Here is a 3,675-nt window from a genome sequence, read left to right as displayed (position 1 = left end):
GTTTCAAGTCTCGCCCTGAAACTCTTGGACGAGATTAACGAAGTCTGGCTCTTTGACTGTGGAGAAGGTACGCAAAATCGCATTCTGGAAACCACAATTCGACCACGTAAGGTCAGCAAAATCTTTATCACTCACTTGCACGGAGACCATATTTTTGGCTTGCCAGGATTCCTTTCTAGTCGTGCCTTTCAGGCCAATGAAGAGCAGACAGATTTGGAAATTTATGGACCGCAAGGAATCAAGTCCTTTGTCTTAACCAGCCTTCGTGTGTCAGGTTCGCGCCTGCCTTACCGTATTCATTTTCATGAGTTTGACCAAGATTCTCTAGGGAAAATCCTTGAGACCGATAAATTCACTGTGTATGCAGAGGAACTGGACCACACTATTTTCTGTGTTGGTTATCGTGTTATCCAAAAGGATCTAGAAGGAACTTTAGATGCTGAAAAGCTCAAGGCTGCTGGCGTCCCATTTGGCCCGCTTTTTGGAAAAATTAAAAACGGCCAGGATGTTGTTCTAGAAGACGGCACTGAAATCAAGGCTGCTGACTATATCTCAGCGCCACGTCCAGGTAAAATTATCACTATTCTTGGTGATACCCGTAAAACTAGTGCTAGTGTGCGTCTGGCTGTCAATGCTGATGTCTTGGTCCATGAATCAACTTATGGCAAAGGCGATGAGAAAATTGCCCGTAATCATGGTCACTCAACCAATATGCAGGCGGCGGAGGTCGCAGTAGAAGCAGGTGCTAAACGCCTCCTGCTCAATCATATCAGTGCTCGCTTCCTCTCAAAAGATATCAGCAAACTCAAGAAAGATGCGGCTAGTGTCTTTGAAAATGTCCATGTGGTCAAAGACTTGGAAGAAGTGGAAATCTAAAAGGTTGAGAAAGGATAAGTATGTCTACTATTCTCATTACCGGAGCTAGCGGTGGTCTAGCCCAAGAAATGGTCAAACTCTTGCAAAATGACCAACTCATCTTGCTTGGTCGAAATAAGGAAAAATTAGTCCAAATCTACAGAAATCATCCCTGTGCAGAATTGATTGAAATCGATATTACCGATGATTCAGCCTTAGAAACTCTGGTAACTGACCTCTATCTCCGCTATGGCAAGATTGATGTTTTAATAAACAACGCTGGTTACGGGATTTTTGAGGAATTTGACCAGATTTCTGACCAAGATATTCACCAGATGTTTGAGGTCAATACCTTCGCCCTGATGAATCTATCTCGACGCCTTGCGACTCGTATGAAGGAAAGTCGAAAAGGCCATATCATCAATATCGTCAGTATGGCAGGTCTAATAGCTACTGGCAAGTCCAGTCTCTACTCAGCGACCAAGTTTGCGGCCATTGGTTTTTCAAATGCTCTGCGCCTCGAACTTATGCCCTATGGAGTCTATGTGACAACGGTCAATCCAGGACCAATCCGAACAGGATTTTTTGACCAGGCCGATCCAGATGGAACCTATCTCAAGTCGGTTGACCGCTTCCTGCTAGAACCAGATGCAGTGGCTAGAAAGATTGTCAAGATTATAGGAAAAAATAAACGAGACCTCAATCTTCCTGTTTTATTGAACCTAGCCCATAAGTTTTATAATCTCTTTCCCCAACTAGCTGATTAGGTGGCAGGGGGAAACTTTTAATTATAAATAAAAAAGTTGTTCCTAAAATGGAGCAACTTTTTTGATGATTAGAATAAATCAATTCCAGTCTTATTTAATGCATGGCAATGATAAGTGAAGGCGTTGATAAAATTAGAGTAGTATTGCTGATCAATAAATTTTGCGCTTTGAAGATAATTAAATAAATTTTTTGCTAAGGGAATAGCCTCAGGTTTATTCCATCTAAATTGATTGTAAACATGTTCAACTTCTAGGAACATGAGGGGAATAGCCAGGTAGCCTCGTTCGAAGGTCTGAAGTGATTTAATTTTTTTAATAATATCATCAGCCTTTTGATAGTAACCCAGTTCAGAGAAATATTTTACGGAGAAAGTGAGAGCATTTAAAATACGGATGTAGGTGTCAGTATTAGCACTTTCTTTGTACATAAGTAGTAATTGTTTGCTCATATGGTCAATAAGTTCCATAGGAGAATGATTGACGATGACGCGATAAATTTCAAGTTCGATACTATTAAAGACATCCGATTTCATTAAATGATTGATAATGTTTTGAATTCTGGCAACAGTTTCTGGACTCTTTGATATGGTTGGATAATGTCTTAATTTGATTGATTTAAAAATCATCTCTGCTTGAAGTGAATTGTCTTTTAGATAGACATCAAATAATTTTTCGTATTCTTCAATGTAAGTGAGAATATCTTCTTCATGGACCACATGCTTGCCAAATTCAATAGCAGGTAATTCTAAGCAGTCTCCACCTTTATTTGCATAGGCTAGAACAAAATCATTCCATTCCACTCCGATAACAATTAACAGTTTGGCAAAGTTTTCAAGTGAAATTCCTTTGTCTCCTTTTTCAAATTGACTTAGGAACTGTGGTGATACGATATCTGAGGCGGCTTCCTTTAGGCTGAGTCCTCGTGCTTCGCGCAGATACTTAAATGTAGCTCCAAATGGGTATAGATTTTCCATAAATAATCTCCTTACATACTTCTAAAACTATTATACAAAAATTTAGAGAAAAAATAGAGAAAAGAAAACTATAGTTACAAAATATTAGAATTCTATGCTATTTTTGGATTTTTTAAATAACATTGAAACTATAGTTTAAATGCCGAAAAATTTAAATATCTATTATGGTATGATAAGGGAAAGAATGGAAAATAAAGTAAGCTTGTTATACTAGTATAACAAGGATTGACTTACCACTCAATCCTATTCTATCAGTCATTAAAGGAGAAAATGATGAAGAAACTGAAAACCCTCACAACTTCAACAGCTATTGCGCTTGCGTCTGTTGGTGGAACTGCATTTGCTCAAGAAGCAACTAACACAACAGCAGTTGATTCAACTGCTGTCAATGAACCAGCTCTTGTTTCAAAACCTGTAGCCGATACAAAACCAGAAGTGAAGAAATCTTCTGATATCAATCCTGCTCTTGATGCTCAAGCGTCTACTGTTAAGCAAGTTGAAGCTGAAAGTGAAACAGCAAAAGCTGAAGCTACTTCTGCTAACCAAGCTGTTACAACTACTGAAACTGCTTTGACAAGCGCTAAAGAGAACTTGAAGTCAGCGGAAGCTGTTAAAGCAAATGCTACAGAAGAAAATATCACTGCTACAAAAGCTAAACAAGACGCCAATGTAAAAGCTCAAGATGCCAATCAAAAAGCAACTGAAGCGTCTACTGAAGCAATTAAAGCACAAACTGAGACTGTAGCGACTGAAACAGCTAACGTTGCCAGCGCAACAAGTAAGAAAGTTGAAGCTGATAAAACAGTAACCGCTAAAGAAGCTAATGTAAAATCAGCTGAAGACGCGCTAAATGGTTCAGGACTTGGTGAAGCAAAAGCCTCACTTGCCCAAGCTGAAAAAGATATTGAACAAGCGAATGCCAATATTTCAAGCGCAACAAAAGCTGTCGAAACTGCTAAGAAAGCAGATAACGACCGCGCAGATGCCATCAAACAAGCTGAAAACAATGTAAATGTCAAAAATGACTCATTGAAATTAGCTAAAGAAATGATGGACGCCGACCAAAATAAAGTTGAATC

General features: G+C 39.0%; 3 protein-coding genes and 1 pseudogene. 3 read left to right on the top strand and 1 reads right to left on the bottom strand.

Translation table 11 applies throughout. The annotated features are described in order from the left end of the window. Positions 1-876, top strand: an 876-nt coding sequence (gene rnz, locus QZ359_RS04760) for a ribonuclease Z (RefSeq protein WP_293963381.1), incomplete at its 5' end; no start/stop codon positions are given. Between the two features lie 20 nt (positions 877-896). Further along, entirely contained in the window at positions 897-1,622 is a 726-nt protein-coding gene (locus QZ359_RS04755) for an SDR family oxidoreductase (RefSeq protein ID WP_293963378.1), read from the top strand. Between the two features lie 68 nt (positions 1,623-1,690). On the opposite strand, the gene QZ359_RS04750 is transcribed toward QZ359_RS04755, so the two are convergent. After that, the gene (locus tag QZ359_RS04750) at positions 1,691-2,596 is read right to left on the bottom strand and encodes a helix-turn-helix transcriptional regulator (RefSeq protein ID WP_000429573.1); all 906 of its coding nucleotides are present in this window, start codon (positions 2,594-2,596) and stop codon (positions 1,691-1,693) included. Positions 2,597-2,869: 273 nt separating this feature from the next. On the opposite strand from QZ359_RS04750, the pseudogene QZ359_RS04745 reads away from it, so the two are divergent. Continuing rightward, positions 2,870-3,675: pseudogene (locus QZ359_RS04745) on the top strand (surface exclusion protein); the annotation flags it as partial.

It is taken from the genome of Streptococcus sp., from assembly GCF_019414905.1.
Taxonomy (GTDB): Bacteria; Bacillota; Bacilli; order Lactobacillales; family Streptococcaceae; genus Streptococcus.
Note: the sequence above shows the minus strand (reverse complement) of the source record. Positions and strands in the feature narration are given on the sequence as shown.

What these genes read in the sequence shown, in the direction of transcription:
- QZ359_RS04750 (WP_000429573.1), bottom strand. Translation starts at nt 2,596, where the DNA reads ATGGAAAATCTATACCCATTTGGAGCTACATTTAAGTATCTGCGCGAA.
- QZ359_RS04755 (WP_293963378.1), top strand. Translation starts at nt 897, where the DNA reads ATGTCTACTATTCTCATTACCGGAGCTAGCGGTGGTCTAGCCCAAGAA.